Annotated in this window: 22 protein-coding genes; 14 read left to right on the top strand and 8 right to left on the bottom strand. The window is 42.5% G+C overall.

Annotation, left to right across the window (positions count from 1 at the left end; translation table 11 throughout):
• Positions 1–562 precede the first annotated feature (562 nt).
• Entirely contained in the window at positions 563–1,309 is a 747-nt protein-coding gene (locus tag ACTWP7_RS08650; protein WP_443122839.1) for an IucA/IucC family C-terminal-domain containing protein, read from the bottom strand.
• A gap of 241 nt (positions 1,310–1,550) precedes the next feature.
• On the opposite strand from ACTWP7_RS08650, the gene ACTWP7_RS08645 reads away from it, so the two are divergent.
• From ACTWP7_RS08645 to ACTWP7_RS08630, 4 genes are all read left to right on the top strand, one after another.
• On the top strand, positions 1,551–3,446 hold the full coding sequence (locus tag ACTWP7_RS08645) for an IucA/IucC family protein (RefSeq protein ID WP_443122838.1): 1,896 nt from the start codon (positions 1,551–1,553) through the stop codon (positions 3,444–3,446).
• Between the two features lie 6 nt (positions 3,447–3,452).
• Positions 3,453–5,441: an IucA/IucC family protein gene (locus ACTWP7_RS08640; RefSeq protein WP_443122837.1), complete on the top strand. Its 1,989-nt coding sequence runs from the start codon at positions 3,453–3,455 to the stop codon at positions 5,439–5,441.
• A 24-nt stretch (positions 5,442–5,465) separates the two neighbouring features.
• A complete protein-coding gene (locus ACTWP7_RS08635; protein WP_443122836.1) occupies positions 5,466–6,671 on the top strand; it encodes a type III PLP-dependent enzyme in 1,206 nt (401 codons plus the stop codon).
• A gap of 130 nt (positions 6,672–6,801) precedes the next feature.
• Complete coding sequence (locus tag ACTWP7_RS08630; RefSeq protein ID WP_443122835.1) at positions 6,802–7,329, top strand: RDD family protein; 528 nt, start codon at positions 6,802–6,804, stop codon at positions 7,327–7,329.
• Between the two features lie 439 nt (positions 7,330–7,768).
• Here the strand turns inward: ACTWP7_RS08630 and ACTWP7_RS08625 are convergent, their stop codons facing one another.
• Positions 7,769–9,178, bottom strand: coding sequence for a Na+/H+ antiporter NhaC family protein (locus ACTWP7_RS08625; protein ID WP_443122834.1), 1,410 nt, complete (start codon positions 9,176–9,178; stop codon positions 7,769–7,771).
• 208 nt (positions 9,179–9,386) lie between these two features.
• Between ACTWP7_RS08625 and ACTWP7_RS08620 the strand changes: the two genes are divergently transcribed.
• The 4 genes from ACTWP7_RS08620 to ACTWP7_RS08605 all read left to right on the top strand — a co-directional run bounded on the left by ACTWP7_RS08620 (position 9,387) and on the right by ACTWP7_RS08605 (position 12,969).
• Positions 9,387–10,247: a GAF domain-containing protein gene (locus ACTWP7_RS08620; protein ID WP_443122833.1), complete on the top strand. Its 861-nt coding sequence runs from the start codon at positions 9,387–9,389 to the stop codon at positions 10,245–10,247.
• 93 nt (positions 10,248–10,340) lie between these two features.
• The gene (locus tag ACTWP7_RS08615; RefSeq protein ID WP_443122832.1) at positions 10,341–10,781 is read left to right on the top strand and encodes an SRPBCC family protein; all 441 of its coding nucleotides are present in this window, start codon (positions 10,341–10,343) and stop codon (positions 10,779–10,781) included.
• A 108-nt stretch (positions 10,782–10,889) separates the two neighbouring features.
• Complete coding sequence (locus ACTWP7_RS08610) at positions 10,890–12,029, top strand: DEAD/DEAH box helicase (protein ID WP_443122831.1); 1,140 nt, start codon at positions 10,890–10,892, stop codon at positions 12,027–12,029.
• A gap of 184 nt (positions 12,030–12,213) precedes the next feature.
• Entirely contained in the window at positions 12,214–12,969 is a 756-nt protein-coding gene (locus ACTWP7_RS08605) for a CAP domain-containing protein (protein WP_443122830.1), read from the top strand.
• Between the two features lie 38 nt (positions 12,970–13,007).
• Here ACTWP7_RS08605 and ACTWP7_RS08600 read toward each other — a convergent pair whose 3' ends face one another.
• Complete coding sequence (locus ACTWP7_RS08600) at positions 13,008–13,643, bottom strand: hypothetical protein (protein WP_443122829.1); 636 nt, start codon at positions 13,641–13,643, stop codon at positions 13,008–13,010.
• A 191-nt stretch (positions 13,644–13,834) separates the two neighbouring features.
• On the opposite strand from ACTWP7_RS08600, the gene ACTWP7_RS08595 reads away from it, so the two are divergent.
• Positions 13,835–15,232, top strand: coding sequence for an amidase (locus tag ACTWP7_RS08595; RefSeq protein WP_443122828.1), 1,398 nt, complete (start codon positions 13,835–13,837; stop codon positions 15,230–15,232).
• A gap of 41 nt (positions 15,233–15,273) precedes the next feature.
• On the opposite strand, the gene nagZ is transcribed toward ACTWP7_RS08595, so the two are convergent.
• Complete coding sequence (nagZ, locus tag ACTWP7_RS08590) at positions 15,274–16,512, bottom strand: beta-N-acetylhexosaminidase (protein ID WP_443122827.1); 1,239 nt, start codon at positions 16,510–16,512, stop codon at positions 15,274–15,276.
• Between the two features lie 330 nt (positions 16,513–16,842).
• Here nagZ and ACTWP7_RS08585 point away from each other — a divergent pair, with 330 nt between their 5' ends.
• Positions 16,843–17,307, top strand: a complete 465-nt coding sequence (locus tag ACTWP7_RS08585; protein ID WP_443122826.1) for an NUDIX hydrolase — start codon at positions 16,843–16,845, stop codon at positions 17,305–17,307.
• 147 nt (positions 17,308–17,454) lie between these two features.
• On the opposite strand, the gene ACTWP7_RS08580 is transcribed toward ACTWP7_RS08585, so the two are convergent.
• A complete protein-coding gene (locus tag ACTWP7_RS08580; RefSeq protein ID WP_443122825.1) occupies positions 17,455–17,625 on the bottom strand; it encodes a putative holin-like toxin in 171 nt (56 codons plus the stop codon).
• 172 nt (positions 17,626–17,797) lie between these two features.
• On the opposite strand from ACTWP7_RS08580, the gene ACTWP7_RS08575 reads away from it, so the two are divergent.
• Positions 17,798–18,973: an MFS transporter gene (locus ACTWP7_RS08575; RefSeq protein WP_443122824.1), complete on the top strand. Its 1,176-nt coding sequence runs from the start codon at positions 17,798–17,800 to the stop codon at positions 18,971–18,973.
• A 591-nt stretch (positions 18,974–19,564) separates the two neighbouring features.
• Complete coding sequence (locus ACTWP7_RS08570; RefSeq protein WP_443122823.1) at positions 19,565–20,869, top strand: alpha/beta hydrolase; 1,305 nt, start codon at positions 19,565–19,567, stop codon at positions 20,867–20,869.
• Between the two features lie 43 nt (positions 20,870–20,912).
• Here the strand turns inward: ACTWP7_RS08570 and ACTWP7_RS08565 are convergent, their stop codons facing one another.
• From ACTWP7_RS08565 to ACTWP7_RS08555, 3 genes are all read right to left on the bottom strand, one after another.
• Entirely contained in the window at positions 20,913–21,635 is a 723-nt protein-coding gene (locus tag ACTWP7_RS08565) for a Bax inhibitor-1/YccA family protein (protein ID WP_014645086.1), read from the bottom strand.
• Between the two features lie 132 nt (positions 21,636–21,767).
• Positions 21,768–22,388 (bottom strand): response regulator, encoded by a 621-nt coding sequence (locus ACTWP7_RS08560; RefSeq protein WP_041601778.1) that lies wholly within the window; start codon positions 22,386–22,388, stop codon positions 21,768–21,770.
• Positions 22,369–23,721, bottom strand: coding sequence for a sensor histidine kinase (locus tag ACTWP7_RS08555; RefSeq protein WP_443122822.1), 1,353 nt, complete (start codon positions 23,719–23,721; stop codon positions 22,369–22,371). The genes ACTWP7_RS08560 and ACTWP7_RS08555 overlap by 20 nt, the downstream gene beginning before the upstream one ends.
• Positions 23,722–23,867: 146 nt before the next feature.
• On the opposite strand from ACTWP7_RS08555, the gene ACTWP7_RS08550 reads away from it, so the two are divergent.
• The gene (locus ACTWP7_RS08550; protein WP_443122821.1) at positions 23,868–24,515 is read left to right on the top strand and encodes an anthranilate synthase component II; all 648 of its coding nucleotides are present in this window, start codon (positions 23,868–23,870) and stop codon (positions 24,513–24,515) included.
• The gene (gene pabB / locus ACTWP7_RS08545; RefSeq protein WP_443122820.1) at positions 24,512–26,236 is read left to right on the top strand and encodes an aminodeoxychorismate synthase component I; all 1,725 of its coding nucleotides are present in this window, start codon (positions 24,512–24,514) and stop codon (positions 26,234–26,236) included. Before ACTWP7_RS08550 ends, pabB begins: the two co-directional genes overlap by 4 nt.
• Positions 26,237–26,258 lie beyond the last annotated feature (22 nt).

Raw genomic sequence — 26,258 nt, 5'->3', positions numbered from 1 at the left:
ATAGAAGCATTTGAGGCAGATACAGCTTGGCTCCTGTCTTCTATAGCAAGGTCCGTTCACTAGATATCATTGGGGTGGCGGTGGAAACGACGAGACTCCCGCGGGAGAAGGAGCTAGGTGAGACCCCACAAGGAGTGTTAACGACTGAGGAGGCTTGTGCTAAAAGGAGGATCGACTAAGATCGCCACGTCCTGTGGCAACGTCGATCGACCCTACTTCATGTAGGGTCGTAGGAAAGCGAGTTGTTTCCGTAGCCGCCCTCATCTAATGTTTGCAACGGACCCGAGTTATCTCGAAACTGAGTCTTCAAGTAATGGGAGCTTTTCTGTGAAGTGCAAAGTGAGTTAATATGGCGATTATTCAAAGGTCAATTGGAGATAGGGCAGACCTAATAAATGCTAAATGATTGAAACGTTGGCAGTTGAAGAATTTACTAAACTACTGCGCATGAATCCGCTAGGAAATTCAGTATCTTCGGGCGGCTCTGCTATTCGCGAAAAAGAAGAAATGAAATGAGCAAAACTATTAAAAAGGAACTTCCACTCTCGGGAAGTTCCTTTTCTTATAGCCGGTCGTCCCGTTCTTCATCAGAAATAAGTGGACACGTGGGACAGCATTTGGCTTTATTGGCTCCGTGGAGCATATATTTCATACAGCAATACCTGCGAACATAAGTTTTCTTACCATTGTCTGCTTCATAAAAACGAAAATCGAAGTGAAGCGGGTTCCTCATATTGTTGCTAAAACATACTTCCTTAGTAAACCAGCGAAAAACTTTTTCTGCGTATTCCTCGTGCTGGGGGTGGTTCTGAATAAATTCTCTGTATTTTTGATGAAGGTTATGAGAAACAATAGACCGCATATGAGTTGATTTACAACCTGTGGTTTGAGCGACCTGCTGAAATAAGGGTTGTAAATGTTGTACAAGGTACGTATGAATCAATTCCTTTACCTTTTCATCGGTAAGATCATGAGTTGAATAAACAGCGTCTTCTGAAATGATATAATTCATCTTGTTTTTTTCTTGCAGTTCAATACCAACATTTGAGGGTGTCATATCGAGAATGAGATGATGTCTTACAATCATTTCAAATAATCCCATGGTAATAACTGAATACATTTTTCCAAAAAGAAGTCCTGTAATGGCAATGTTCGGAGCACCTAATTGATGCTTTTGAATTTGGATGAGCTGCTGAATATTTTCTCTATCATGAATGAGATCAGCCACCTTGTAGGAGACCTGATCTTCGTATGACTCGCCAATATAGATTCGATGATTGTTTTTGATTTGTTCAAATGCAGTGTTCATAACTATGACTCCCACATTTTATATTTTTCCACCAAAAACCTTGGAAATGATAACTATTATCAATTATAAAATATTTTTAGAATTCCAACAACAGCTTGCAATCATAATTAATAGGGTGTGTAACGTATGCTAGTTGAAGCGGCAAGCAAGTTACAATCCTAGCTTTAGAAATCGTCTAGCAAAGCATATATAATTGAAAAAGCGACTATTACTGGCAATTCTTTATAGAGGTGAAATAAATATGGAAGAAACAATGCGTGCAACATCCTTCATACAGAACGAGTATCCCCAATTTAGAGAAACTTACCCTGCTCATGCAGAAACAGCTGAAAAAGTTATTCTTCATCAGCTGATTCAAGCCATTATACGTGAAGGAATTGTTCGCTATGAATGGGACGATGATTTGTCCACGATCTCTATTCCATTGAGAAAGAGAGGGAACCTGCGTATAAAGGTTTCCAGAAGGTACCGTTTAGGGCATCTCGATATAGAAGGCCATGTCCAGTATGTGTATGAGAGAGGTAACAGTCATACTATCCACTCACCTGAAGATTGTCTAGATGTACTATTTGAGGACAACGAGATTTCTGAGGCTCAATCAGCTTTTTATCAAGAGATCAGGAATAGTGTTGAGAATTATGGGCTTGCACTAACCATTGCTGAACACCGTGCGTTAGCTGTAACGGAAGAAGCACGGGGGTTACAAGCCCCAGATGCTATTTCATATGCTCTTAAGAAAAAGCAGGAGAGTACATCATTCAGTCCTTTAACCTTCTTTGAGCAGTGGGTCATTCAGGGTCATACCATTCACCCGTGCTCCCGTACACGACTGGGGATTTCCTTAAAGGATATGACCCGGTATGCACCGGAATGGGAAGGGAAGCCGTGCGTTATTCCGCTGGCGGTTCATCATAAATATAGCAGGATGACCACTAAAGAGGGACAGACAGTCAAGTCGATTTTATTTGAAGAGTATCCAGAGTTGAAGAAGTCTTTTGAGGAGATGTGTGCCGAGAGAGATTGCAATCCTGAAGAATATGAAATTATTCCTATTCATCCATGGCAGTTTCGTCATACACTTCCTGTTTATTACCAGGAAGCATTAGAAAGAAAGAGGATCATCCCTTTAGAAGATGCAGGGATTAAGATGGCTGCGCTTATTTCTTTCCGAACTCTGGCTCCATATCAGAATCGGGTGAATCACCATATAAAAACGGCTGTGAACGTGCAAATGACAAGTGCGATCCGTACGGTTTCCGCAGCTTCTACTCAAAATGGACCCATCTTATCGAGATTGTTTCAAGAGGTGTTCGTAAACGATTCCGCGCTTGCTCGTTCCTTAACGATCATGAGTGAACCTTCAGGGATTCATTACGAGCCGGAAGGGGCAGTCAATGAAGAGGAACGTCACTTTTTACAGAAGAATTTAGCGTCTATTCTTCGTGAAAACCCGGAGAACAGGCTCGCTGAAGATGAAATAGCTGTACCTGCTGCTTCTTTGTTAACTGAATCTCCGATAACGGGGGATTTAATCGTCGAAGAACTGGTCAAGCGTCAAGGGAAAGCAGGCCTTGCAGAGTCAGCTGCAGCTTTTATTCAGGAATATGCTCGGGCTTTATTACCTGGAATCGTTACGCTTATTACAAAGTACGGGATTAGTATGGAAGCTCACCTTCAGAATTGTGTGGTTGTATTTAAAGATGGACAGGCGCAAAGGGTCATTCTTCGGGACCACGGAGGTATTCGAATAATGAATGAGCGGTTGAATCGTTTCTTTTCTCAACAGCCGATCGACCCTAGTACGAACGTATTGACAGAACGACGGGGAGAGCTTCTGGATATATTCTCGCATGCTGTTCTGCATAACCATCTTGGGGAAATCATTGTCGCCTTAGTCAGACAATCAGGAATCGAAGAGGGTGTGTTATGGGAAGCGGTAGAAGGAGTCCTGCGCGAAGTATATGCATCGTTAGAGGAGAACACTCTGACAGCTGAAGATGCTGTAGAGGACGCAGCCATTATTTTTTCAAGACCTTCAAGGATGAAAGCCCTTGTGAGGATGCGCTTATTGAATCAATACACGGAAAATAGTTATGTCGACATTGCCAATCCATTTTCACCCGGAAGTGAGGTGTAACCAATCATGACGATTCCTTTACCTAAACTTGAGAAACATGGTAAAGTACAACCACTTTTAGAAGAGCAGAACTGTTTACGGTTTTTATACGAGAAGAAACCAGAGTACGTTTCTCAGTTTCTTACCTATATGGAAAAAGGAAGAAAAGGAATTCTCCATAAATTAGCGGACTCTATCTTAAGGGAAAATATTAATGAGTATTATAGCGATGCTATTGATTTGAAAAAGCAGGGACATACCCTGTTCATTAATGAAAAGCCACATGCATGGGAAGGGATTTACAAGCGACTGCAGGATTTTCCTCTTCAGGAAGGTTTGAGTTATAAAATGGTTCAGTTTAAGCGATATGCTATCCTTTTTCCTGTCCAGCGAGAATACTCGTTTCATCTCGTTGAAACGAGTGGTGACCTTGTTTATCTGGGCGAGCATGAGATCCGCAACATTTCAGTGGCCTCGGAGCTTGTTCGATTAATGTTCACTAAAGAAGAGTATCCGAACAGGAATGCCTTTATTCAGGAACTGGATAATGGGACAGCGAATTTAGCGCTCGCTTATATGTACAATGACAGCTGGAAAAAGGTCATTAAACGAGAAGCTTCTCAGCTGGGGGCGGCAACTACGTTTGAGTACTTAGAGGAAAAGCAAAAGCGCACGCCCGACTTCTCTAAAAGTTTATTCTTTGAACAGCTTGTAGTGGATGGTCACCATTTACACCCAGGAGCCAAAACGAAGCTTGGTTTATCTTTTCAGGATGTTTTTCAGTACTCTGGGGAATTCCATCAGTCATTCGGAGTCCGTTTTGCAGCAGTTCGAAGGGATTATCTTAGATCGACCCTGGATAAGGGGAGTATACTGAAGAGATTTTTCCCGAAGGAGTGGCATGATGCTGTCAAAGAGTTGAATGATAGAGGATACAATGCTGATGAATTTGACGTGCTGCCGGTCCATCCATGGCAGTTTGAACATGCCGTTCCTTCTATCTATGAAGAAGAGATTTACCGTGAAATTATCATCCTATTAGAAGATCCAAAGCTAAGCGCACAAGCAACTTCTTCATTTCGAACGGTGGCTCCGATGGACAATGAAGCGCCGGTCCTGAAGCTTGCCGTAAATAGTCAGATGACCTCTACGGTTCGTTCGATTTCCACACAAACAGCTATGAACTCTACCATATTTTCTTCCATGATCGCGAAAATTATGGATCAAGAGGGGCATTTGAATGGATTTGTGCCGCTAAATGAATTATCAGGAGCGGCTTTTAGATCAGAAGATCAGTTGAAAAGCAGAAATATTACGATGCTAATTCGTGAAAATATTGATGCGAAAATTGAGGAAGAAGAAGCTGCTATTGCGGGAATGGCTCTTTATGCAGAGTCTCCTGTTACAGAGACAACAATGCTTAAGGAACTGGCAGAACAGCTCAAGGTAGAGGAGAGCTTGACGAAAGCGCAGGCAGCGGCAGAGTTTTTTAATGATTATATTCAAACCGTAATTCCTGCGTATGTTACTTTGATGGTTAAATATGGGGTCGCGCTTGAAGGGCATCTTCAAAATAGCATTCCTGTCTTTAGAAAAGGACGGCTGACTCGCTTCTTTTTCAGGGATTGGGGTGGAGCCCGCGTACATGAACAGAGAATTCGAAAGCAAAACCTGAATCCTTCTTTTGCTACAGGTTCGGTTTCCGTCACCAGTGAACTATCTGAGGTGCATAACAAGTTGTACTATACGGTTTTTCAAAACCACCTGGGTGAGATAATCAGGCAGCTGGTGCTATATTCAGGCCTGGAAGAAAAGGATTTTTGGAAGCAGGTAAAGTTAACTTGTGAGAAAACCTTTGAAACGCTGCGGGAAGATCCAAATTTAAAGGAAGCGGTAGAAGAGGATCGTGCTTTTTTATATCAATCTTCTGTGAAGCATAAGTCACTCACAAAAATGCGGCTAACGGACAGTAAGGAATACGGCTATAATAAAGTCTCAAACCCGTTAGCGTATTAAACAGGAAAGCCGGAGGAGTCAGTCTTGATTACCAATGAAGAACTTACATTAGAAAAGTATATAAAAGAAAAGCGTAAACAAACGAAGGATCCGATCTGCGCATATATCTATGACTTAAAGCAGCTGAGAGACCATGCAGCTGCTATTAAGAACAGTCTTCCATCTTTCTGCCGGCTGTACTATGCCGCAAAAGCCAACTCTGATCAACCCTTGTTAGAGACATTAGATCCAATCGTCGACGGATTTGAAGTGGCTTCAGAAGGTGAAATAAACAAAGTGGTAGCAGAAACAGAAAAACAAATGATTTTTGGGGGTCCTGGAAAGAAAGATCGTGAAATTGAAGCGGCTATCCATTCGAACGTAGAGTACTTGAACGTAGAAAGCTTCCATGAGCTGAATCGAATCAATTATATAGCCAAACAGAAAAACGTAACGGTACCTATTCTTATTCGCGTCAATTTGAGTGTAAACATTTCAGACAGCCATCTGCGCATGTCTGGTGTACCCTCTCAGTTTGGAATAGACGAACGTGAGGTCCCCTCTTTTATTGAGGCAGCACTTGACGCTGAATTTGTTTCGATTGAAGGATTTCATTTTCACGCTATGTCGAACAACTTAGATGCAGAGTCCCACGTTCGTTTCGTTAAAGTCTGCATAGATAAAACAAAATTGTGGCGAAAACAGTTTGGTTTATCCGGTATGATCGTGGATCTGGGCGGAGGTATTGGAATCAACTACTGGAACCCAGAGGATCCTTTTGACTGGGAAATACTTGCGTCTGGTATTACAGGACTAAGAACGGAAGCTGAAGACCTTACCTTAATTATAGAAATCGGACGCTATATGACGGCAGCCTGCGGCTCTTATGTAACGGAGGTGCTCGATATAAAAAAGAATCACGATCAGCACTTTGCCGTGATCCGGGGCGGTTCGCATCATCTTCGTCTCCCTGCTGCCTGGAAGATGAGCCATCCGTTTCGAGTTTATTCAGTGGAAGAATGGAACTATCCTTTTGCACGGCCGGAAGTTTTAAAAACGGATGTTACGGTTGCGGGGGAGTTATGCACACCAAATGATGTGCTCGTTCGAAAGGAGTATGTGGATCAGCTGCGGGCAGGAGACATCGTCATATTTGAATATGCAGGTGCCTATGCCTGGACCATTTCACACCACGAATTCTTAAGTCATCCCTATCCCGAGATTATTTATGTAAATGCAACTGAAAAATAGGCCAGTTTATTCAGCTGGGCGCCTCCATTGGTAGATGGGGGTGCTTTTCTTTAATTGCGAAGGGTATAATAGTTTCAAAAGGTGCAGGAAAATGGTGAGGCATTAAAAATGTAAAGGAGAGGTGTCAGCTATGTCTTTTTCCCTCTTCAAAACTCGATTATATGCTTTTCTGCTGGATTATCTCATCATTGTATTATATGGGGTGCTGGTGGTGGGAGGTATCTCCTTTATACTGCGATCTACTATTACCCCTTTGTTCTCACATTCTCCAGTCACGGCTCAATGGACAGGCTTCCTTCTTATCACATTGCCTGTTTCACTTTATTTCGTGATCGCTGAGCAATCGATTTGGCAGGGGACCGTTGGAAAAAGGATGATGGGGGTTCGTGTTGTTGATCAAGCAGGAAAGCGGATAGGAATAGGACGTTCTATCCTTCGCACAACGATTAAATTTCTTCCGTGGGAAGCTGCTCATTTTGTAGTCTGGAATTTAATGCTTCCCTCTGGTTTTTCGGAGATGACTCTTTATGTCATATTAAGCGCTGTATATATCACGGTGTTTTTGTATTTAATCCTGCCTCTCACGAATCCAAAGCGAAGAAGTGTCTATGACTGGGGTGCAGGTACAGTGGTGATAAATACACAAAGAACTTCTTAATAGATGAAGTTCTTTGAATAATTATAATTTGTTAAACATGTTATTAGTTATATTAAATAGAATTGTTAAGCTAAAGGATCGTATAGTTGAATACTCAGTTTCGAGATATTGTGTGGAGAAAGGGGCGGAAGGGAACGGCTCGCTCCGCGGCCCTGCACGACGCAGGGTAGTTCGACGTGGCCACACGACGTGGCGATCTTAGTCGAACATCCCTTCCGCTGAGTCTCCTCAGGCTAGCGCCTTCCGGGGCCTCACCTGTCATGTTCATCCCGCATGAGTCTTCGCTGTTCCCTTCCGCCCCTTTGCGATCATGGAGAGCTCGAAATTCTCTGAATAAACACCTTTCAGTGAACAAGGATCATCTACCCCAACTATCTCGAAACTGAGTCTTAAACAAACGGGAGCTTATCTTTAATTGGAATTCGGAAATAGGGGGTATCTAAAAGAAAAAGGAGAGGCCAAAGTATAAAACTGCTGCAGCCGAAGCGGCCCATAAAGCAGGCTTCAACTTGAACTTAGCATATTTAATGGCATTCAAATTTAAAATCCCCGCGGTCGTATTGGTATCATCGCTCAAGGGGGAAGCAAAAGCACCAAATGTCCCACTAGCAAACACGGCACCGATAACCATCGGCAGAGAACTGCCCGCAACGGCGGCTATGGAAACCCCAACCGGCATAAGAATTCCCCAGGTTCCCCATGATGAACCAATAAAATAAGAAAGCCCGCAGCCGACAATGAAGATAATGACGGCTACGAAACCAGGAGGAATCCAGCCGAACCAGGATGAAATCGTATCTGCAAACGCAAGAGCTTCAGAACCTTTACTAAGCCCCCACACAGTTCCCAGTAAGAGGATAACTCCCATAATCTCATTACCCCCATAGATTAAACTGTCCATAATTTTTTTAAGCGGCAATGCTGTTATTTTTAAATAAATGACGAATCCGATCAGTGTTGTAACTACACCTAAGACCATGGCGTCTAACACAGCATCGTTGATCAGCGCCTTAAATCCCTGCTCGCCTTCCTCGACTCCTACCATATACATAAAAAAGAAGGTTAATACGATAACACTCGCGAGCGGCACAATTAAGTTCCAGGGCTTTGCCGGCAGCTCTTTGGTTACGGCAGGGTGGCAGTCCTGCCAATCATCATCGTCCTTCCCCTTATCCTGACTCATATCTTCAGCATCTGTGGCAGGTTTTTTATTACGATGGAAAAAACTTAAATAGAAACCTACAACCAGCATAGAAAAAGCAAAGAAATTAAAGGGTATACTGCTGATGTAAAGAGAATAAGGATCACCTTCCGCATTAGCCTGCTGTAACGACAACTCGATCACAGATGTCATGTAACCAACGAAGGCAGTAGCTACAGGGATCAAAACGACTAGAGGGGAAGCTGTCGTTTCGATGACAAACCCAAGTTCCTGCTTACTCATCGGAATTTTTTTTCGCATGGCTTTCATAACAGGAGCAATGGTTACGATGCGAAAACTAGGTGCACTGAACGTCCCGAGTGAGGATAGCCAGGTAAGGATAAAAGCGCCTCTTTTTTTATCAATACGTTCTGTGGCTTCCTGAACAAAACCTTTAATACCTCCGGACACTTTCACAATTCCTATTAAGGCGGAAAAGGCGTAGAGAAAAATAATAATTTTCATATTATTCTCATCTGTCAAACCTTGAACGATGAACATGAACCCTGTCATCATACCTCTGAGCCAATGTGGATCTACCAAGTATCCAGCTACAATAACGGCAAATAATAAACTTGGGATCACCTGCTTGGTCCAAATGGCTGCTAATATGACGACTATAAAAGGAATAATGGCAATCCAGTCCATAATATATGTACCTCATTTCGCACGATTGATTTTTATAGGTTGTGTGGAGTTGGCAAAAGATATTCCTTTCGCTAATCGAATTTCAACTTTGATTAAAAACATTACTTAATAGTGACATATTTGTTACTGTAAAAGGGTAGATAACGAATAGCATTTTCCAGTATAGTCAATATAAAGTGACGTAAGAGTATAGAAAGGTGAGTTAGTTATGAATCATCCACCTCAAAAGTTTCTAATACCAAGAAATTTTCAGGATTTTGAAGAAGTAGCAAAGAGTATTATTGAACTGATGGATCAATCCACTAATCTTGATACCTTGTTTTTTACCTCAGATGACGGAGAAACGTGTAAAGTTATACAAGTAGCCAGCCAAAACGAACCCCTGGTATCAAAGGGTGAAACTTTTCCTTTAGATGGTACTCTTTGCCAAAGAAGCCTCGAGCACGGAAAGAAAGCATTTATCATTTCTGATCTTACGAAAGAAGAAAAAGGCCAGGCTATTTTGGGAAAACGGCCGCTGGAAGAAGGTAGCTTTATAGCCGTTCCTATTTTTTATAAAGATGGATCCAATTATGGAACCATCTGCGGGCTGCATTCAAAGCCGACTTATTTCTCCAGGGAGAACATCGAATTGTTCGAAACCATGGCTTCTCTCCTGACCTATGTACTTGAACTTGAGCGTGCTAAAGAGCAGATTAATCAATTGTCAGCACCTCTTGTTCCCATCACGGAAAGCGTAGCGATCCTACCGGTAATCGGAGAGATTAGTGAAGAGAGGGCTGATATGATCATCCAGATGACTTTGCAGAAAAGCCAGGAATGGGAGCTCGATGATCTAGTGATAGATTTGTCAGGAATTTCGGATATCGATGAGACAGTCGGGGCCTCTCTGTTAAAAATCGTGAATATACTTAAGCTGATTGGGGTTACTCCAGTGATCACAGGGATGCAGCCAGACCTAGCTGTGAAGGCTGTTGATATTCGAGATGAATTAAAAGAAGTGGACAGTCAGCCAAACTTAGGGAGTGCGCTAAAAAAACTGGGCTTTTCTTTAAAAAGAAATGGGTAACCTGTTTTTATATTGTGTGATCGAGGCAGGGAAATAATGTGGAGTAGAGAACTATTTATTGAGGATTGATTCTGTTTATTGCGGAGGGTTTTTATGTCTTTTCTTGAAAAAAGTATAACCATTAACAAGCCCATCAATGAAGTCTTTGAAGCTGCTACTGATTTTAAAAACAGCCCTGAAATTATGGATGCTGTAATTAAAGTTGAACTATTGTCAGAAGGGCCGGTTCGGGAAGGTTATCAGTTTAAAGAAACAAGAGAGATCAGAGGCCGGAAAGCCTCCTCTGTGATTGAAGTGACTAAATTTCTGAAAAACCAGCGTTATTCTGTACAAAGCGTCCAGAACGGTCTTGACTTGAGATACCATTATACGTTTTCCGAAGTGAGTGATGGTACGAAGGTGGAATTTCGGGGAGAACTCTATACAGAAGGGCTTCGTAATAAGCTCGCCAGACCTTTGATTGAAAGAATTATTAGAAAAGAGGACCAGGACCATCTTGTCCACTTGAAAAATTATATCGAAACTAAACGTTAATCGTGTATAATATAAAGCAAGCTATGGATTATGTATAAAAGGTCTCTTAACCATCCAATATGGTATGAGGCCTCTTTTTTTATGATCGAAAGAAAGGATATGAAAAATATGAGTAACCACCAAACAGAATGGTTTAATGAACTATCCCCTTTTCTAAAAGAAGCATGGAGCAATTCCGGGTATGACACTCTAACAACGGTACAGGAACGCGCCATCCCGCTCGTTTTAAATGGAGAGGATGTGTTGGGGGAAGCCCCTACCGGAAGTGGGAAAACACTTGCCTATCTTATTCCGCTGCTTCATAAGATTGATCCTGCCCAAAAGCACACCCAGGTTCTTATTTTAGCTTCTTCTCATGAACTGGTCATGCAGATTAATGAAGAAGTTCAGAATTGGACGAAAGGAAGCGGGATTAACAGTACTACCCTTATCGGCGGAGCAAATATCAAACGACAAATGGAAAAACTGAAGAAGAAGCCGCAAGTAGTGATTGGTACTCCTGGACGGGTCTATGAATTAATGAAAAAGAAAAAAGTAAAAGCTCATGAAATTAAAACAGTGGTCATGGATGAAGCCGATCAGCTGCTTGTCCCAGAACATATTCGAACGGTCAATGACATTCTGGAAAGCATGCTCAAAGATCGTCAAATCCTTTTGTTCTCAGCAACGATGCCTGAAGAGGTAATTGAGGTAGCCCAGGAGTTCATGGATGAAGAGACCGAAGTCGTGCGTGTAGAAACAGAAATACAAAAGCCGGATGTCGAGCATACGTATATGGTGTGTGAAGATCGGGATAAGATCGAAGTCCTCCGTAAGCTTGCCAGGATGGATGGTTTTAAAGGGCTTGCTTTTCTGCAGGATATCGCGAAGCTGAATGTATTTGCCGAAAAATTAACCTATAAAAACTTAGACCTCGGTCTTTTGCATAGTGATGCAAATAAAGAACAGCGTGCTAAAGCGATTAGAGAATTTCGGAAAGGGGACTATTCACTGCTGTTAGCAACTGACGTGGCGGCGAGGGGCCTTGATATTATAGATATTAACCACATTGTGAATTTAGATGTTCCTAAAGATGCTACGGCTTATATTCATAGAGCTGGCCGTACAGCCCGGTTAGGTGCATCCGACGGGACAGTCATATCCCTTGTGAATCCAGTTGAGCAAAAACGCTTGATGAAGCATGCTCGCGATCTTGATTTGTCGTTGCATGAGAAAGTGATTTATAAAGGTTCTTTAAAAGATGCTTGATTAATGAGTTGATGGGGTATTCTTTAGTAAAGAGTTGTGAAAACTTAGTATGGATAAACCAGTAAGTAATTTCTGGAAACGATTGGTTCAGCCCCTTTGCTTGTGGTACCTTCCTGTGGATGAGATAATAGACTTATCAGTAACCTCCAGACTTTAGGCAACTTGATGATAAGGAGCAGAGTAGATGATTAAAAAACTCCTGTTAGTAATAATAGTAGCTGTAATTATTGGAACAATAGCTGCCCCGTCCTATGCTCAGGAAATATGGGAAAATAAAGACGACCACCTCGGTTCAGTCACGGAAAAAGCCCATCAAGTGGGGAATTGGTTCAGTGATTGGGATGCTTCCAGCCCGTTAATAGAAGAACTGAAGAAATATTTTGGAAGCGGTGAAATGCCGGAACCTGCCCCAGAACCTCAAATAGAAACTAGTCCTGAACCTATGGACCCTGAGGATAACCATAGTGCCGCACCTGAAGACCGTTCTGGAGAAGAAGTTAACAATGAACAAACCGATCTTTCTTCTTCTTCTCTTAAAGATTATGAACCTTCTGAATATGAAAAAGAAGTAGTAGTGCTGGTGAATGAAGAACGGGCTGAAGAAGGCTTGAAACCTCTTGAAATGTTCAATCGTCTAAGTGGACTTGCGGTTGTAAAATCCGAGGACATGGCTGAAAAAAATTATTTTAGTCATACATCTCCTACCTACGGCTCGCCATTTGAGATGATGGATGAATTTGACTTCTCTTATTGGGCCGCCGGTGAAAATATTGCGGCTGGTCAACGAACTCCTGAAGAAGTCGTGGAAGGCTGGATGAATAGCGAAGGACACCGGGCAAATATTTTAAATGATCAGTTTACACACATTGGTGTAGGCTATATAGAAGATTCCGGGAAATACGGAACGTACTGGACTCAACTATTTATGAAGCCCAGATAGAACACTCTTCAACACAGTCAGCTACGCTGGCTGTTTTTTTATGACTTCTTTTCTTCCGTCAAAGAATGCACATAACCTTTTACAGTAGGTCGGTCGGTGTGGCTTTCCAACTTAGACCATTGAGTAATAATATAGAATAAAGTGATAAGCATGGCAGCGAGGCCTGTATTCATAAAGCCTGCCGACGGACGGGCCCCGTAATAGTAAAAAGCAGCCTCGTGATAAATAAAAAACAAAAGGGTTGTGAGAGTGAAATAAGCAAATCGTGACATGAATGGCTTAGATTTGTGAAACGGACAGGAAAGCAGTAGAGGTGCCCAATAAATAACGGAGGAAACAGCTAATAGGAAGAGGTGGAGAAAAAAGCCGTATCTACTCGGAATCATAGAGAGAACTTCAAAACTGACTATGACCCCGAAAAAGAAAATTGTAGCGCTGGAAAGCAGAAGATGGCTGCTTGATACCAGCCATCGAAAGGATTTACGAAACCAGAGATGGTTTTGGTTCGCATACAGGATAAATAAAGGAGCAGCACCAAAAGCGACGAGGCTTCGTGTAAGGTTTACAGCGGGATCAGGAGTAAGTAAATTCAATGTGAATAAAACAATAAGGAAAGAGGCGAATCCAATAATCCAAACAAGCTTTTGACTTCTAAGGGGGAAATGGTATTTCATTCACGTATCCTCTCCTTTGACTTTGCTATAATTTTCCCTGGCCGGATAATAATAAACGCTGGTTTTTAAATTTTTTGGTGAAATTTCCAAGCGCTGTTTTTCTACTTATGGTTAAAAGGAAGCGAAGTAGTAAATAGTTTATTTTTGATGGTATTTCATAGAAAATGAGAAAGGAAAGGGAGGCTGATCAAATGGAAATTTATGATCTTCATGAGTTAGATGGGATAGGACAGCGGTGTTTAATTGAAGAAAATAAGTTGAAGCCTGAAGAAATTGTTGAGCATTATAAGACAATGATCGATCGAAAGAACCCTGAGCTCAACGCAGTTGTACATAAGACTTTTGAGAATGCAGCAAATATTAATGGAAATGGTGTATTTAGAGGAATTCCGTTTCTAATTAAAGATTTAAATGCTATGAAGGGGTATCCTCTTTCCTACGGTTCAAAGATTATGGATGGATTTAAGGCATCAGCAGATGATGAGATTGTTAGACGTTATAAGCATGCAGGATTAACGATTCTCGGTAAAACGAATACACCTGAATTCGGCTTTACTCCGGCTACGGAATCTGTTCATCTTGGTTTCGCGAAGAATCCGTGGAACCAAAACTATTCTCCAGGTGGGTCGAGCGGGGGAGCTGGAGCGGCTGTAGCATCTGGCATGATTCCGTTTGCTCATGGCAGTGATGGAGGAGGATCCATTCGAATTCCAGCATCGAACTGTGGAGTGTTTGGACTCAAACCGACCAGAGGACGGACACCCTTTTCCATGCGTTTGAATAGTTTCGCGGTTAGTCATGCTCTAACCCGTTCTGTGCGGGACAGTGCGGCACTTCTAGACGTTTTGGAAGGTCCGCAGATGGGGGATTTGTTTGCTACTCCTGCTTACGAAAAACCTTACACGGAGGTAATTAAAGAGGAGTTAGACCCCCTAAAGGTGGGCTATCTAGCTGATTTCGGGGAATTGATGGACATTGCACCCGATGTGCAGCAAGCAGTGAATGAGACAGCCCATTTGCTGGAAACCCTAGGGCATCATGTGGAAGTCGCTTATCCTGATTTTGATTTGCACCGTTTCATGGACGCTTACGTGACGGTATGGGTGCTTGGAGGGGCTCTGGCTGTTCAGGATGCCGCCCGAATGAATGGAAAAGATCCATCTGCTGAGAATCTTGAAAGAATGCTTTCTACCTTGATTGATAAAGCTTCCCAATTTACAGCTATGGAATACGAGCAAGCCCGGATGTTCTTAGCTTCTGAAAGTGAGAAGGTTCATCGATTTTTTGAAAAATATGACGTGCTTCTCCATCCGGTTACTTCTAAATCGGCATTGCCGCTCGGCTGCTATAATGGAGAAGAAAATACGATTGATGAAATTCTTGCGGTGTCTGCTCAATATGCTCATCTTTCTCCTATTGCCAACGTGACAGGACAGCCTGCTATGAGTGTCCCATTGTACTGGAATAATCAGAACGTGCCAATCGGCTCACATTTTATGGCGAAGTTCGGAGATGAAGCTACGCTGTTTAAACTAGCCGCCCAGCTTGAGGAAGCTAAACCCTGGTGGCATCGTTATAAAGAGATTTAAAAAAGAAAAGCGTGCTTCCCGACGATTAGGGGGAAGCACGCTTATTGGATCTGATTCCATACCTCTTCAATTTGCTTATTGAGCTGAGAGATGTCTGCGGTGTCCTCATACGTTTCACTTAATTTATAATTTTCTTTTTTCTGGAGGATTCGTTTGATACTAGTATTTAACTGACTTTCTGGAATTTGGCCGTCTCTTACAGCTTTCATAAGCGAATCTTTCACATTCTCAAACTGACTTGTATCTGTTAATAACACCATATCTGCCCCTGCTTGTATCGATAGTACGGCTGCTTCGCTTGTCCCATAATTATTGGAGATAGCCCCCATAGCCATATCGTCCGTAATGACAAGCCCATTGAAATCCAGCTGTTCTCGGAGAATACCTGTAATAATTGTTTTAGAAAGAGTAGCAGGATATTTCTGGTCTAGTTCAGGGAATAAGATGTGAGCAGTCATGATGGCATCTGTCCCTTGTTCAACAGCCGTCTCAAAAGGTACCCATTCGAAATCCTGTAACTCCTCTATGGATTGATCCACGACAGGAAGGTCATAGTGTGAATCCACAGACGTATTTCCATGGCCTGGGAAGTGTTTGACCACGGGAATGACCCGTTCCGCTTGTATGGCTTGCATCGCGGGGATCCCCAGATTGTTAACACGTTCTGGAGTTTCGCCGAAGGAACGATCTCCTATCACTTGATTATTCGGATTGTTTACGATATCAAGCACAGGAGCAAAGTTCATATTAAAGCCAAATGCTTTCACTTTTTCAGCTAATAGCCGTCCTGTTTTTTGAGCAAGCTCTGCATCCATTGTGTCACCAATTTTTTTGCTGGCAGGAAGATTCATGATAGCATTGTCCGGGATACGGCTTACACGGCCGCCTTCCTCATCAACCCCTAAAAACAAGGGGATCGGATTGTTTGCATTTGCCTGGCGAATCGAATCCACTAAATTCTGTAGCTGTGGGGCGCTTTCAACATTTCGCCCGAGTAAAATCACACCTCCTACCTTCTCCTGGCTGATCATTTCTTTCTCCTGATTACTTAAAGTAAGTCCCTGGATGCCAATATACAGGGTCTGGGATACTTTTTCTTCCATAGACCACTGTAAAAGAGGGGAGCGGGTACCTTTCTTTTCGTTTGCTCTTAGTGGCATTTGGGAGTGGGGGGATGCATCTTTTGACTCGTTCTGAGTGTCACCTCTGATGTTCATTATTAGAATGACAGCCGACACGGCAATAAGCGTTAGTCCAATAGCTGTAAGGGTGCGTTTCAAAGTTATTCCTCGCTTTCAAAATGAGAGTTTTTACTGCTGTCTGTTTTTTTAAGCATTCTTTAGCCATTGAGGACTTCACGATTCAATAGGATCGAGCTCGTTATAAAAACTAAGAGAAGCATCTTTTGACAGGTAAGTATGTCCACATTTTACCACCTCAGGTCAAACAGATATTACCATTTGATTTATTCTAACACAGGCTGTGGAGAGTGGACTCTTCTTTATTAGAGTCTGGATAACTTGAATGGGAAGATGAAAAAGTGATTCAATTAGAGGTAGAAACGAATGGCACGAGGCGAGTGTAAATAAAGATAAAGGAGTACATTATTTATGGATTATATTACATACATCCGTTCGAAAGTAGGGAAAGAGCGAGTGATTATGACGGTATGCGGTGCATTTGTTATGGATGAACACAACCGTGTGCTTCTACAATTACGGGCTGATACGCAGACGTGGGGGTTACCGGGAGGCTTTATGGAGATGGATGAAAAAGTGGAAGACGCTGCCAGACGTGAAACGAAAGAGGAAACAGGACTTGAGCTTGGTGAAATGGAACTGTTTGGTGTGTATTCAGGGAAAGAGCTGCATAAAACGTTTCCAAATGGTGATCAAGTTGCTCTCGTCCAGATTTTATTTACTTGCAAAGAGTTCACCGGGACCTTTAATTTTCATGATGGAGAGACATTAGATGCTCGCTTTTTCCCCTTGGATCAATTACCGGATCAAATATTTGAAAAGCACAGAATATTCTTGGATGATTACATAAACAAGCAGCCACCCGTTATAGGCTGATGGATGACGGCATATACTTGTGGTACAATAAAGTCAGAATTGAACATTTGAAAGGCCGCAGCGTCCACTGCGGCCAGACCGGCAGCTGTTCCGAAGGGATCGGCTACTCACTGAGGAATAGACCTCTCCCGTTACCAGACAGGAGGTCTATTTTTTATTGGTCATTTTAATGACCAACGCGAGCAGGGCAATAAGGAAAGTTCCGAAAGAAAATAGAACCATAAACACCTCATAGATACTCAAAAAAGGCTTCACCCCCTTTCCACTTCGATAAGGGGGCAGCCGACCTCCTATATAGAAACACTGCCTGGTTGTCATTTTATCATAACATATCTAGGTCAATAGAATGAAAATAATAGGTTTATAATTTTTTTAATATAATAAATCGTTTACATATATTTTTATAGTTTTAAGTAAATAAACCGTGGGAAAACCCTCCAAGCAATCAAACAGATTCATGATATATTACAATCATCAGGAGGTAACTCACATGTCCCGCGGAAAGAGTATTCACGCTCTTGTCATCCTCATGTTCACCCAGTTTATATCGGGTGGGGTGACGAATACAAAAGGAATTGTGCTTGATCAGGTGGAACAGGATTTAGGACTTGATATGAGCCAGTTCGGACTTGTCGTTTTTATATTTCAATTAGGTTTTACACTTGCCAGTGTGCTGATCGGGTACTATACCGATAAAAAAGGGCTTCGCATTATGACAATCGTCGGTTCAATTATTATGGGACTTGGATTTCTAGGTACTGGCCTTGCCCCTAATATTACGTTCTTTTTAGGGTTTTATATGATCGTCGGCTTTGGCCTGGGTTCTTTAGGAGTTGCTTCTAACGCAATCGTGCCCGCTGCATATCCAAACCGCCAAAATCAGATGTTTAACTTAGCTATGGGCGTATATGGACTAGGTATGGTTGTCTTTCCTCAGTTCTTGAACTATCTTTTCCAATTTGCTTCCTGGCGTTATTTCTATATGGGAATTGCAGCAAGCCTTGTAGCCGTTATTATCTACATCACTTCCGTCCATTTCCCGTCTGGAAAGGCTGAGAAGATTGATTTGAAAGCCTTCATTCCTATGTTAAAAGATGCTCAATTCGTATTTCTTATGTTTTTCTTAATCTTTGAAGTTTCAGCGGAAGTCTCCTTTATGAACTTCTTTCCGAGTTACCTTAAATCTCTTGATTTAGGTGGGATTTCTACTGAAGCTAAAGAAGACATGGTAGCCACCATTCTATCGCTGTTCTCCGTATTTTTCATGGCAGGCAGACTCGCTATTGCTTACCTAACCAACTGGATCAATGAACGCATTATATTGATTACGTTCTCTGCAGGTTCTCTGCTTATGGTAGGAATAAGTTTCATGTTTGCTAATGATTTCCCTTATTTATTCTCGGGTGCAGGTTTGTTCTTCTCCACATTATTCCCTACTGCCACAGCTTTTGGTACACAGCTTTCCAAAAATGGCGGTTCTGCACTTGGTTTAATATATATTGCTTCCGGTATCGGCGGCGGTATTGCAGGTTATATTGTAGGCTTGGCCTCCGAAATGTTCGGCCAGGCGGGAGGATTCAGCATTGTGCTTATATTCTTGCTTCTCATGCTCATTACAACCTTATTCATGAATAGTAAGAAGTCTAGCCAATTAAAAGAATCGTAAAAATGATATAAAAAAGCATGGTCTCGCAAAGACCATGCTTTTTTATAAATTAGCTCTGTGAAATCTTCAAATATATTACAGTTAAGTTCCCGTTTCTGTAAGAATTGATTTCGATTTATTGGTTATGTGGGAGGTCCTGCGGGGGGATCGGCCCTGCACGACGCAGGGTCGATCAGCCCCCACCTCGTGTAGGTCCATAGGAAAGTGTTCAAATGTGGAATCACCCCGAAAGACACGACCAGCATTAGCCGACCATCAAAAGGACGGTGGTCTTCCCGTCCGTTGATGAACGGCTAATGTCTCGAGTGTCTGGGTGATGGAACAAGACGAGTTATTTCCCCACCAGCTCTCCACCAACTAACGTAACGGACCCTAGATAGCTTGAAATCGAGTCTCCCAACATCCGGACCAATGGCGGGAGACCACTCTGGTATGAAAAATTAACAATAACCTTTAATAGAACCTAGAAATTACAGATTTTAACGCACACATATGTTATAAATAGGTTAATTATTAAATTTCTTATAACATTTATTGTGGAATATTGTTCTGTCTTAAGTGCGTATCTTTGAGGAAAAAGGGAGGTTCATTATGCGTGTTTGGCTGCCGATCATCATGTTGGTCTTTTTAATAACAGCTGGCTGTAGTGAAGGAAATCAGACATCTGAAGGAAGTGATAAAGTGGGAGGAGATGATTTAGAGGGGGAATGGAGTGGTTCCATTCAAGTGCCTGACCAGCCCCTAAATATCATCGTGGAGTTTCGGGATGAGGAATCTCTGCAAGGTGAAATATCAATCCCTGCTCAGAATATAGAAGACTATCCCTTGGATCAAGTGAAATTAAACGGGAGAGAACTTACGTTTCAAATGTCCATTTCCGGTCAGTCACTTCGTTTCATTGGAGCGGTGGAAAAGGACGTAATCAAAGGAACATTTACTCAGTCCGGCCAGAATTTTAACTTTGAATTACAGAAACAGAAAGATTCTTCTTCCAGCGCAAGTAAGGAAGACTTTATGACGATTGAAACCATTACCGGCACCTTGTATGGATCTCTGCTTTTACCCGAAAAAGATTCAAAGCACCCGGTAGCCTTAATTATTCCTGGCTCGGGACCTACGGATCGTAATGGCAACAGTCCTGGCATTGAAGGGAAAAATAATAGTCTGAAACTTCTTGCGGAAGAACTTGCGGATAGAGGAGTAGCGAGTGTTCGTTACGACAAACGAGGAGCGGGTAAAAATGCTCAAGCCGTCACGAAGGAAGGGGATATACGCTTCGATCAGTTTGTAGATGATGCTAAGCAATGGATAGATAAACTCAATGAAGATGAGCGCTTTTCCGAAGTAGTTGTAATTGGTCACAGTCAAGGGTCCCTGGTGGGTATGATTGCAGCTGAATCAGGAATTACAGATGCTTTTGTATCCATCTCAGGAGCTGGACGAACGTTTGATCAATTGTTAGAAGCTCAGCTTTCTGAAAGTTTGCCGGATGATTTATATCAGGAAAGCCTCACGATCCTGGAGCGGTTAAGAGAAGGGGAAACCGTTAAAGAAGTGAGTGATCCTCTAATGAGTGTGTTCAATCCCTCTGTACAGCCTTTCTTACAATCGTGGATGGCCTATGACCCCGCTGAACAGATGAGAGAAACGGAAATCCCAACCCTTATTGTGAATGGAACAAACGACCTTCAAGTTACTAAAAAGGATGCTCAAATTTTAGCAGATGCTAATCCTGAGGCAGAGTTACTCCTTATCGAAGGTATGAATCATGTTCTGAAAAAGGCTCCCGAAGACCGGGAGGGGAATCTAAAGACATATGGAAATCCTGATTTACCTTTAGCAGAGGAATTAGTGCCAGGAATTATGGATTTTTTGACTCAGCATGGGGTAAAGTAGAAGAGTAAAAGGAGCCTTTCCGCGCATGGAAAGGCTCCTTTCATTATCTCCTGAGCTTTTGTAGCAGACGGAGAATTTCAATATATAGCCATACAAGTGTAACGATCAGCCCGAAAGCGCCGTACCATTCCATATGTTTAGGGGCACCGCGGTTTACGCCTTCTTCAATAAAATCAAAGTCTAGAACAAGGTTCAGCGCAGCAATGGCAACAATAAATAGACTAATACCAATACCGATCGGCCCGCTTGAATGAAGATAAGGAACCTCCATACCAAAGAAAATGTTCATGACAAAGTTAATGAGATAAACGACAAAAATGCCTAGAGTAGCGGATACAACCATCAGACGGAAGTTTTTCGTTACCTTAATTACTCGACTCGCGTATAGGAACAGCAGCACACCCATAACGGCGAGCGTCAAGGATGCCGCTTGAATAACGATGCCAGGGTAGCTGCTTTCGAAAAAGGCTGAAATGCCTCCAATAAAGAAGCCTTCGAGTGCAGCATAAATCGGAGCGGTTATGGGAGCTGCTTTAGGTATGAATGCCGTAATCAAAGCAAAAATTAAGCCGCCGATTGCACCGATCAGCATCATAGCTGTAACATCTGCTCCTAGCGAATACTGATACCAGGTGTATAGCGAAGTCCCTAAAAGAAAAATAAATAAGAGTGCAATTTTCGCAACCGTTCCGCCAAGCGTCATGGTTTCACCTTGGCTGCGACTTTGGAAAGTATCGTTTTTTAATACAGGGTTTCCTGTTCTCATGGTGTGGTGTCCCTCCTTTAAATAGCTTGTCATAGTAATATACTAGAGCGAAATGTATTTCATTACTGTAAGATTGTACCCTAACAGGATGAGATTACACGTAGAGACGCGCGTTGGAGATTTAGAAACTATTCAATGGGTGTACCATTTATAAAGTTTTTTCGGCCGTCCGATTTTCTGGTGACTGACCACTTGTTTTACTTTGCCTTCTTCTAATAGATGCATAAGATAGCGGTAAACGGTAGGGTAGGCAAGACCAACTTCTTTAGAAATACCATCTACTGAAATCGGGGATTTGTGTTCCTTCAGGAAACGGGCAACGGTTTGTAATGTCCCCTTACTGATCCCCTTCACCGTGAAAACGTCCTCTTCCTCATCCTGGACACTCTTCATATTCGCAATTTGAGCATGAAGACGAATCCGTGATATTAAATCTGGCGCCTTCACGGGTTTTAATGCGAAATCAGTTGCGCCTTCTTCAAGGAAGCGGTCGGCCACTTCCTGTCGTTCATCTACCGTCAGGACAAGGATCGGGATCTGCTGATTATGTTTGCGCAGCTCGCGGACGGTCTGCAAACCATCCATCTCGGGCATATGATAATCAACTAACACCACATCGAATGCGCCTTTCAGGAATTTCTCTATACCCTCTCTGCCATTCACTGCTGTATCGGATTCCCATTCTGCATGTTTACAGAATTCCGTCAGCATAAAGCGCAGGGATTCGTCATTATCAATGATCAGGATCTTCATCATTCACTCTCTCCTTCGGTATATGAATCCAGAATGTAGTGCCAATTCCATGTTCACTCTCAATGGACAAGTCGGCTTCATGTTCTTGGACTACATTTTTTACAAACGTCAAGCCGACCCCAGGGTGGGACTTGGTACTATATCCGGCATTCCAGATTTTCTCTATATTTTCTTCACTAATCCCGTGTCCATTATCTTTTACACCGATATAGACCCCGCCTTCCCCTACTTTTGAACAGATCGTTACGGTGGCGTCACTCAGACCTTCTACGGCATCACTTGCGTTATCAATTAAGTTCACAAGTGCTCGAGTCATTCGGATTTTATTAATGTAGATCTGAATATTCTCATCTGCCTGCAGATCAAAATCATAAATGGTGGCCGAATCCGAAAGTTTATTAGCTCGTACATATTCAATGAATGTCTTTAATGTACACCAATTTTTCTTTTCATGGTACAAGATTTCAGAAACCATGTCGCTGGTTGATTGAATAGAGGAAGAGATTTTATTGGTATAGCGGAGAATTTCAGGATCCTCTGTTTTCATTTGAATTAATGAATTTAACCCTTCCATTAAAGAGAGGGGGGTTTTCAGGTCATGCACAAGGTGCAGGGCTTCTCGACCAGACCGTGACTCCACCATTTCCAGGCGGGCAATGTCGAGGTCCTGGCGCATTTTCCATTTCTGTTCCGAGACCGTTAAATAAACAGCCAGAACAATAGCGTTAACGATAAATACGGCACTGAAAACCAGACTGTAAAATGACAGCGTCGTACCAAAGCCAAGTTGTTCAGCGATCGCCTTGACTTCTATCGAAATCGTGCCGCCTCCAAATCCAAAGGCACTTAAAAATAATACGGTATCGAGCCATTGAACTCCAAAGAGCAATTGCGCTAACACAAAGGATTTAAAAACAGGACGAAGCCTTCCTTTACCGAGCATATGCAGAAGCATAATGGACAATAACAGAATCAGGGCAGGGGCGCCGAAATGATAATTAATGGAGTTATACCCGTTAATGATCAGGTAACTTAGTGGAATAATGGATAAGGGAATGAGTACCTTAAGCCAGGGTTTTCCGTAATAGGCGCCGATCTCATCTCCTAGAAGCAAGGCTCCTATATAGTGCGGAAGGGCGCGAATGGTGTTTAATAGGACAAGAGCGAAAGCGGCCATCATCAACGTGCTTCCATCCGGTTCTTCTTTTAAGCTTCTCATTAAGCTGCCAAGCCCGGACACCTCTACGCTGAGCCATAAAGGCATCGATATCCCAAGTACGATCAGAAGGACTTTTATCCAGATACTTTTGGAGCGTAATAAAGCTTTATTCATCCTAATCATCCTAACGCCGAGCATTCTTTCTTTTCATTCTAATACAGGAAAAGAATTTTTTCGATTCTTTTTTACGTAAAAGCGTTACTATAACGTGATGATTTTTCCTATAAGAAATTATAGAATCAAATGAGAAAGCTTGTATAATGATAATAGAAACCATTACATCAAGTGAAGGTGCTGCTATTATGATCTTAATCTTAGATAATTATGATTCATTTACTTATAATCTTGTTCAATATTTTAAACAAATCGACAAAAACGTAAAAGTATATAGAAACGATCAAATATCCATTGAGGGTATCAAAAGTCTTAATCCCGACTTTATTGTTCTGTCTCCCGGCCCTGGGTCACCTGAAGAGACGGGGGTATGCCGGGACGTTCTCAAGCAGTTTCATCAGTCCAAACCTATTCTTGGCATATGTTTGGGCCATCAATTAATCGTTCATTTCTTTGGGGGCACGGTGAGAGAGGGGGCCCGGCCCATGCACGGAAAAGTCACGAAAATCAATCATGACGGGAAGACCATTTTCCGGAACATTCCAGAGGCAGTCCAAGTCACGCGTTACCACTCCCTTCATACCCCGCCGGAGAATATTCCTCCTATGATGGAAGTTAGTGCTGCTTCGGAAGATGGTATAGTGATGTCTGTGAGGCATCGGACACTGCCTATAGAAGGTATTCAATTTCATCCTGAGTCCATCATGACAGATTACGGGTATCAGATGCTTGTTAATGCTTATCACTCCGCTGTTTCCAAAAGTAGTCCGGAATTGGAGGGAGCGCTTCAATGAAAGGGCCAACCTTATTATTCGAGTTTGATGATCGTTATGGAGACAAGAGCCCAAAAAGATTTGTTGACCCGGAGCGTGTTATTTCTGCTGAAACGGTCGAACAGGTGGAGCAAGCATTTCTTGAAGTTGAACAGGCGTTGCAGCAAGGCTTTTATGCCGCGGGGTTTGTTTCCTACGAAGCTGCACCTGCCTTTGACAAGGCTTTACAAGTTCATTCGAACTCGGAATGGCCGCTGGTCTGGTTTGGAATATTTCATGAACCTGTCTCTAGCGAAGCAAATGCCCATTCGGACTCGTTTCAAGTATCAGATTGGCTCATGGAAGGCGATTACAGCCAGTATAAAAAAGGGATAAGCGAGATAAAAAAGGCCATAAAGCAGGGAGAGACTTACCAGGTAAACTACACAACCAGGCTGAAGGCCGACTTCTCAGGAAATGAATTTGCATTTTATAGACAACTGTCTGCCGCGCAGAAATCTTCATACAGTGCTTATATTAATACGGGCACACACCAGCTATTATCCGCTTCACCTGAGTTATTTTTTCGTATCGATGATGGGACGATCACCACGAAGCCGATGAAAGGAACAGCCCCCCGGGGTAGGTTTCTTGCAGAAGATGAAAAACGGAAAGCTGATCTTCTTCGTTCAGAAAAAGAGCGATCTGAAAATCTGATGATAGTAGATTTACTTCGAAATGATCTCGGGAGGATTGCTTTACCCGGTTCCGTCCATGTACCTGAGCTCTTTGAAGTGGAGACTTATCCAACCGTCCATCAAATGACCTCCACGATAAAAGGACAACTAGATGATTCCTTCAGTATGTGGGAAGTCTTTCAAGCTTTATTCCCGTGTGGATCTATTACGGGCGCTCCTAAAGTTCGGACGATGGAATATATTCGAGAGTTAGAACGCAGTCCGCGTGAGGTGTATTGCGGAGCCATAGGGTATATGACCCCTGAAAAGGAAGCCGTTTTCAACGTTCCAATTCGTACAGTCATGTTGAATAATGGAACGGCAGCCTATGGAACAGGCGGGGGAGTAACATGGGAATCTACGTCTGAGGGAGAGTATGAGGAGATCCATACAAAGGCTAAACTTCTCACTGAAACTGTGCCTGAATTCCGGTTGTTAGAAACAATGAGGTTGGACGATGGAAGGATTTCTTTACTTCCTTATCACCTGAAACGTGTACAAAATTCCAGTGATTATTTTGGGTTTAAAGTTGACCAGGCCTTGCTGTTAAGGAAAATAGGTGAAATTACTTCCCTTTATCAAGAAGGGCTGCACAAGCTAAGAATGTTGGTGGATGAAGAAGGGAATCCTGAAATTGAGTGCAAAACATTAGATGAATTCCCGTCAGATTTAGCAGCCGAATTGGCCGAACAACCCGTAAATGAGCAAGACCCTTTTTTATTCCATAAAACGACTCACAGAAAAGTTTACGAAAAACATCAAAAGAAAAATAAAATGGTGTTGCTATGGAACCAAAAAGGTGAATTAACGGAGTTTATCATCGCTAATCTTGTGGTGAAATTTAATGGAGAATTTTACACGCCACCCATTTCCTGCGGCCTGCTTTCAGGTACTTACCGAAAACAATTAGTCGAAGAAGGAAAACTTAAGGAGCGGGTTCTGAGGAAAGAAGAGTTGGAAAAATACCAGGAAATATGGATGATTAATAGCGTTCGCGGGTGGGTTAGAGTCCATCTCATGGATTAGTCAGCACTTCGATGGAACAAAG

The organism is Halobacillus sp. B29, from assembly GCF_052246755.1.
GTDB lineage: Bacteria > Bacillota > Bacilli > Bacillales > Halobacillaceae > Halobacillus > Halobacillus halophilus.
Note: the sequence above shows the minus strand (reverse complement) of the source record. Positions and strands in the feature narration are given on the sequence as shown.